Origin of the sequence: Okeania sp. SIO2F4 (assembly GCF_010672385.1) — a bacterium.
Taxonomy (GTDB): Bacteria; Cyanobacteriota; Cyanobacteriia; order Cyanobacteriales; family Microcoleaceae; genus Trichodesmium.
Genome location: NZ_JAAHGT010000428.1, coordinates 1 through 7,838 on the forward strand (window position 1 = coordinate 1; position 7,838 = coordinate 7,838).

Below are 7,838 nucleotides of genomic sequence, written 5' to 3' on the forward strand. Positions count from 1 at the left end.
GCATATATATGTTTATGAGAGCGTCACTTGATGAAAATATTTCTAGGTATTTCTCCTGGGGAAAATTCCTGAATATTTGATTATCTCTGAGCTAGGAAATTTTGTTGAATAAAAAATCATGTATATGAGCGAGCTACCACATTTAATCTTTACGATATCACAATTTTTGTGAGGATGCAACCGAATATCCTTTGACGCGCCGATTTTTTTCAGGAGCTTCAGAGAATGAAAATGTTTGTGGTTTTCCCCTCAGGAGAGATGGATGGAAAGATTTAATGATGGGAAAAATCTGATTCTAATCTTAAAAGTAAGGGGGTAGGGGAGTCTGACAAGGGTATGTTTTTTAGAATTACGCCATTGGGTGTGGGAGGGGTGGGAAGTGTGGGAGTGTGGGGAGTGTGGGAGTGTGGGGAGTGTGGGAGGGGTGGGGAGTGTGGGGAGTGTGGGGAGTGTGGGGAGTGTGGGGAGTGTGGGGAGTGTGGGGATAAATTTATCCCATTTCTTGTATAAAAAAAGCACATTATTTTGTAGATTTTATAATGAATAAAAGTGATTACTCGCCTCTTTGTTAAAAAGATACCCTGGTCAGGATAGGGGAGTAGGGTCGGAAGGGAGTAAGGGGTATTTTTCAATCTTTTCGGTGTATTGCCTCTATTCTACTCCTGACTCGTAACTGACAAATTTAATTGCGGGCAAAGATACCAAATTGCTTGTATAGATGAGTTTAGGTTTGAGGCAACATGGAAGAGAGAAAAATACTGTATCTCATCAATATGAAAACTGGTATATAAGTAATATCAATTTGAGATTAATGAAGTGCAACTGACAGGGTAAATATTTTTGCCTCGTTTCCTATCCTCTAACTCATCTTCCCTAGTACAGATGTTATACTAATTCCCAAAAAGAATGCTATACTTCATCAATAGTTCAGTTATTAAGTAATAAGTATATATAAGTACTGTTTCTAAGGATTATAGGCAAATAGAACTCGAATCTTATTTAGTATACCCCTGCTCCCTACTCCCTGCTCCCTACTCCCTGCTATCAAGAAAATATAGCAAGACTTTTGAGAAATGGTATTACATATAACGTCCCTACCCATTCCCTACTCCCTAAAATGATCGACATAATTACTTCATTAAGTAGGAAAATGCTTTCAATAATTAATAATTAATAATTAATAATTACCTCTTCTTAAAACGGATAGGATTGGTTAAAAATAATTTTTTTCTTTTCTCTTGGTCGATTGGATATGGTTAGGTAACCCATCCATCCCATCCTAAGGTCATGCTCCGCAAACGACCGCTTTTTCTTCTTGAAAGGAGAGGCTTTAAACCTTAATTTTTCGGTAAATCTCTATTGATAAATATTCAATAAACAATGTCATCAAAAAATAAGTCAAATTTGAATACACCTGAAGAGTATGCTAACTTAGGCAGCATATATGCTCAAGAAAAAAAATGGGATTTAGCAATTGAAAACTACCGTCAAGCTATTTTGCTAAAACCCAACTTTTCTTGGTATTACTATAATTTAGCACAAGCTTTAAATCAACAAGAAAATTGGAATGACGCCATAAAAAATTACTACCGCGCGATTGAGTTAAATCAAAATTTTTATTGGTCTTATTATAATTTAGGAAATGCTTTAAGCAAATCAAAAAAATGGGAAGAGGCGATTAATGCTTACAAAAATGCAATTAAAATAGATACCAATTTTCCTTGGTGTTACTACAATTTAGGGAATGCTTTAATAGAATTAAAAAAATGGGATGAAGCTATATATAACTATCTCTATGTAACTCAATTGCAGCCAGATATACCAGGAATTTATAGCAAATTAGGAGATGCTATAGAAGAAAAATATCAGTCAAATTTAGATGCAGGAATTAAGGATTACGGCAAAGCTATTCCAGAATATGAACAATATTCTCTTGACGATATATCGCTGCAATTTTTACAACAAAATCCTAATTTATTTGTACAAGTAGCAGATGGTTTAGCTCAAGCTAATAAAATTAACGGGGCAATTATTTTCTATAAAATAGCTTTGGAGCTTAATCAAGATGACCTAAATATCTCTGAAAAACTACAGCAAGTATTAGATAAGAGAAATCAGTTAGAACGAGAAATATTAGAACTCAGAAAAGAAATAGAATTAAATCAAAATAGTACCTCTTACTATAATCTAGGTATTGCTCTAACTCGACAACAAAAATGGGAGGAAGCAGTTATTGCTTACCGTCAAGGTATTGAAATTAATCCAGATCTATCTTGGTGGTTTTACTACAATATATGGGAAGCTTTTGCTAGGGAAAATAAACTGACAGAAATACTAACTTTTTTCGAGATATTTCAGAAAGCTAATCCGGACTCTTTTTGGTCTTACTTGAATGTAGGAGAAGCTCTAACTCGTTTGGAAAGATTTGATGAAGCTATACCTTATTATCAAACTGCTTGTTATCAGCAAACTCAGAAATTATACCCTAGATTAGTATCGCAACCATGGAATTTAGAACAAGTGCAAGGACCGAATTTTATAATTATTGGAGTTCACAAAGGAGGTACTACTTCTCTTTATAGTTATCTGACTCAGCATCCACAAATTATTCCTCCGATTAAAAAAGAAATGGATTTTTGGTCTTGGAAATTTAATGAGTCAATTAATTGGTATCTAGCTCATTTTCCAGGAATTCCAGAGGGAAAAAAATTATTGACTGGGGAAGCTAGTCCTAGTTATTTCGATCATCCAAATACTGCTAGAAGGATTTACCAATTTTTCCCAAAAATTAAGCTGCTCGTACTATTGAGAAATCCTGTAGATAGAGCCATATCTCAATATTATCAATGGCTAAGATTAAATTGGGAAAATCGTTCTTTAGAAGAGGCAATTGAATCAGATTTAGAGAAATTAACAAAAGCTCCTGAAAAAGTTAATTACTGGATGAAGGAATTAAATTATTTAGCAAGGGGAGTATATATTGAGTTTTTTAAGGAATGGATGAGTTTATTTCCACGGGAACAATTCCTGATTTTGAAAAGTGAAGATTTTTATGAAAATCCAGAAGCTAGTATGGAGAAAGTTTTAACGTTTTTAGATTTGCCGGAATATCAACTATTAGATTACAAGAATTATAATTCTGGGAATTATTCACAAATCGATCCATTAATGCGTAGGAGTTTAAGTAATTATTTCCGAATTCATAATGAAAGATTAGAAGAATATTTAGGGATGAAATTTAATTGGGAGTAATTTAGAATTCTGAATTCTGAATTTAGAGGTGTTAGTAGTACTTAGACATTTTCTGGTAGAAAAAATAGGTAAAAGTCAGTCTAGACAAGGGAATTACCTTGATGCTCTAAAAATTCCTAGAACTCTTACCGAATAATTAAGGTCTAAAGTCTCTCCTTTTAAGGAGAAAAAGCGGTCGTTAATGTTTGCGATAGCATTCCGTAAGGAAAGTTTCCCGTAGGGTGGGATGGATGAGTTATCTAACCATATCTAATCGACCAAGAGAAGAAAAAAAATCATTTTACTCAATCCTATCCGTTTTAAGGAGAGGTGATTATTAATTATTAATTGTTAATTATTAATTATTGAAAGAACATCTCTATTCTCACAACTGATTCCTAATTGGTATATCTTTATTTCTATTCTATTTCCTATTCCCACTTATAGGGGTTTTCGCAAAGGTAGACTACAAAACTTCTCCCCTCTGTATTCTACCTTTAAAGCAAAATCTCTGTATTTTATGTTAATGAAAATTGCTATAAGTGTTCCCTAAAACAAAGGAATTTTGTACCTCACCAGTATGAGAATTGCTATAACTGAAATGACCCCTTCTGTAATTCTTACTTTTTCCTTCTTTTAAAAAAGAAATATGTATTCAAATTTAACTCCTGAAATGTCAGCTTTTAGTTTATGTCAAGAAGCAGAGTCTTATTTAGAAGCAGAAAAATTAGATGAGGCTTTTTTTGCTTGTGAAAAAGCTCTAGAAATATTACCTTTCTATCCTTTGGCTTGCAAAAGTATGGGAAATGTATTGCAGGTTATGGGAAAGTTAGATGAAGCAATAAATTGGTATACAAAAGCTATGATGCAACAACCAAATTGGGCAGAGGTTTACACAAATATTGGTAGTTTATATGCTAAACAAAAAGATTGGCAGCCAGCTATAGCTTGTTATAAAAAAGCTATTGAATTACAACCAAATTTGGCTGGTACTTATCGTAATTTATCTCGGGTTTGCCAACAGTTAGGAGATTTAAGTTCAGCAAAAAAATATTGGTATTACGGACAGAAAATAGAATTAGAAAAAAAAGCATTAGAAAAGCTAAATCAAGCAGATATCCTATTTAGTCAAGGAAAAATAAAAGAGGCGATCGCTTATTATCGTGAGGCTATAAAATCAAATCCTAATTTATCGGAGGCTTACTCTAAATTAGCAGAAATTTTAGTAAGTCAGGGAGAGTCAAAGGAAGCTATTGATTGTTATCAAAGTTTAATTGAACTCTTACCTGAAAATTGGTTAATTTCTCATAAACTAGGAAAAATTTTCCGAGAAACAGGCAAGTTAAATGATGCGGTAGAGGCATTTGAACGTGCTATAGAAATTAATCCTAAGTTTCCTTGGTCTCACAAACATTTAGCAGATATTTTGTATGAACAAGGTGAATTAAATCGAGCGCTTACTTATTATCGCAAACTGATTAAAAATCATCCTAATATTTGGGATGCTTACTGTAAAATCGGAGAAATATTGGTCAAGCAAGGGGAAATAAATCAAGCAGTTGTTGTCTACCGTAGAGGTCTTCAAGTCAATCCTAATTTACCAAGATTTCACTACAAATTAGGGGAAGTACTAAGTCAACAAAAAAAATGGCAGTCAGCAATTAAAGCCTATCATCAAGCGATAGAATTAAAAGCAGATAACTATTTCTTTCATTTCAGATTAGCAAATGCTTTAAAAAATATAGGAAAATTAGATGAAGCTATTATTGGTTATCAAACAGCTATAGAAATTAATTCTAAATCCTGTTGGTTATACGCATCATTAGGACAAGTGTATATTCAACAAAAAAATTGGTCTGATGCTATTGAATGTTTTAGACAAGCAATACAAATTAAACCAGACTACGATAAAGCTTACGAAAAAATAGCCTATATTTTTGAGCAGCTAGGTGACCGCGAAGCAGCAGAAAAATGTAGAAATAAACAGGAGTTACCATATTAAAGAAGAAAATAAATTTGCTGACTAATATATTATCTATGCTTTACTAATAACTAATATGAAAATTGATAGTGGGAGAGGGTTTTGTATTCTTACGCATAGAGAAATCAGAAAAAAATCGTGAATATTATTTATCTAACTACTAAAAAAATCAATGTGGCAGTATTTTAATAATAAATAATATTGATGTAATCTTTGATCACTTCCTACTCCGCAAAAAGTTGAAAAACTTATTGGTAAGAAATAAACTTTATTATTGAAAAAAAATCAAACATGAGAAGAAAATAATGTCTCAAATATCCTGCCTTTTAAAGGAAATAGAAACCGTTCAAGAGATGGTAAGGAAACCTCGCCATATCCAATTGACTAAGAGAAGAAAATTCAGTATTTCAAGGCTCTTTATTGCATGAGGTACTGTTAACACAGTTACGACCATAAGAGGCTAACTGATAACTGATAACTGAAATAATATGTCTAATAATGAAAAAATAGAAACAGTAGTTATTAATTTTAATCAACTAGCAGAAGCTAGTTTAGCCCAAGGAAAATTCGATGAAGCTTATGCAGCTTGTTTAAAAGCATTAAATAGCCAACCAGAATTTGCACCAGCTTGTAAAAATATAGGAGATATTTTGCAAGCTAAAGGAAACATAGAGGCAGCAAAAAATTACTACACTAAAGCCATCACAATATTTCCCGATTTTGCTGAAGCTTATGCCAACCTTGGTAGTATGTACGCTAAACAACAAGATTGGGAAAAAGCAATTTTTTATTATCAAAAAGCTATCTATCTTAAACCAAGTTTAGCAGGAGTTTATCGGAATTTAGCCAAAGTCTGGCAGTATCTTGGTAAAGAAGAATTAGTCACAGAATTTACTTATCAAGCACTTATGCTAGAACCCAAATCAGCTACAGCTAAAGAACACTTGAATTTAGGAAATGAATTGTTAGAATTAGGTCAGATTGAAGCAGCAATTAACTGTTATCGTCATGCCATTAAGCTACAACCAAATTTATCAGGGTCATATCAAAAATTAGGAGAAGTGCTTACTCAAAAGGGGGAACTAGAGTCTGCATTAGTAGTTTTAAATCAGGGAATAAAACTAACTCCTAAAAATCCTAGATGTTACTACTTACTAGGAGAAGTTTTGCAAGAAAAAAAAGAATATGATTTAGCAATCTTTGCCTATGGTCGGGCTATAGAACAAAAACCAGACAATCATTTATTCCACAAAAAATTAGGAGATGTTTGGCAAAAAAAAGGTAAGCTAGATGTCGCAATAGCCTGTTACCAAAAAGCTATAGAAATCAATCCAAATTTCTTTTGGGGTTACTACAGTCTAGGTAATATCTATATTAAACAACAAAGGTGGAATGAAGGAATTTATGCTTACCGAAAAGCAGCTATTCTCAATCCAAATTTCTCTGGTGCATACTATAACTTAGCCAATGCTTTTTTGCACAACTCCCAAAAAGAGGAAGCTATTATTACTTACTTAGAAGCTGTTAGACTTAGACCAGAACATTCTTGGTTTTCCCATCATTCAGTATTATGGAAACACCTACTAAAAAGTAGACTTGAGCAAGTATTAAATTTATATCAAGATGCCACTAAAAAAGAGCAAAATAGTATTTTGTGTCATCTTAATCTAGGGGAAATTTTTACAGAAAAAGGAAATATAAAAGCAGCAATTACCAGCTATCAAACAGCCTGTTATAACAAAACACGAAAATTAAATCCTGTCTTTGTCGAAAATTCTTGGAATTTTAATCATTTAGGGCATCCTAATTTCATTATTATTGGTTCTCAAAAAAGTGGTACGACTTCTTTAGCAAATTATATTAGTCAACATCCCCAAGTTTTACCAGCTATTAAGAAAGAAACTCATTTTTGGTCAGGGGAATTTCATCGAGGAATAGATTGGTATCTGGCTCATTTTCCTCCCATTCCTAAGTCTCAAAATTTTATTACTGGGGAAGCTACTCCTAACTATTTAGTCACGGATAAAGTTCCAGAAAGAATCTATAGTTTACTGTCTAATATTAAATTATTGGTCATCTTAAGAAATCCAGTAGATAGAGCATTTTCTCAATACCACCATTGGCAGAGATTAAACTGGGAAGACCGCTCTTTTGAGGTTGCAATTAATCGGGAATTAGAAATGCTCAAAACTACTCCCACACAACCCCAAGGAGATAAAAGATATTGGGAAATTTCAGGAAATTATATAGGGAGAGGTGTTTATATAGAATTTATGCAGAAATGGATGGAAGTATTTCCTAGGGAACAATTTTTAATTTTGAGAGGAGAAGACTTTTATCAAACGCCAGATAATACCATGAAGCAAGTGTTTGAATTTTTAGGTTTGCCAGAATATCAGCTCGCCAAATATAAAAAGTTAAATTCTGGTTCTTATGCACCAATTTCTGATTTGCTTCGTCAAAAATTATCTGAATATTTTCAACCTCATAATCAGAGATTAGAGGAATATTTGGGGATGAAGTTTAATTGGTAATTTAAAAATAAGGAATAAGGTGATTAAGGCGCGGGAAATTTTCTCTTTTATTGTAAGCATCCAGGTATTAGTTTTCAGCTTTTATTGCGGAA

General features: G+C 32.9%; 3 protein-coding genes. All 3 read left to right on the forward strand.

The annotated features are described in order from the left end of the window. Positions 1 to 1,380: 1,380 nt before the first annotated feature. The 3 genes from F6K22_RS23725 to F6K22_RS23735 all read left to right on the forward strand — a co-directional run bounded on the left by F6K22_RS23725 (position 1,381) and on the right by F6K22_RS23735 (position 7,746). Positions 1,381 to 3,252 (forward strand): tetratricopeptide repeat-containing sulfotransferase family protein, encoded by a 1,872-nt coding sequence (locus tag F6K22_RS23725; RefSeq protein ID WP_293103556.1) that lies wholly within the window; start codon positions 1,381 to 1,383, stop codon positions 3,250 to 3,252. Between the two features lie 628 nt (positions 3,253 to 3,880). Further along, positions 3,881 to 5,233 (forward strand): tetratricopeptide repeat protein, encoded by a 1,353-nt coding sequence (locus F6K22_RS23730; protein WP_293103559.1) that lies wholly within the window; start codon positions 3,881 to 3,883, stop codon positions 5,231 to 5,233. Between the two features lie 467 nt (positions 5,234 to 5,700). Beyond that, complete coding sequence (locus F6K22_RS23735; protein WP_293103562.1) at positions 5,701 to 7,746, forward strand: tetratricopeptide repeat-containing sulfotransferase family protein; 2,046 nt, start codon at positions 5,701 to 5,703, stop codon at positions 7,744 to 7,746. Positions 7,747 to 7,838: the final 92 nt, after the last annotated feature.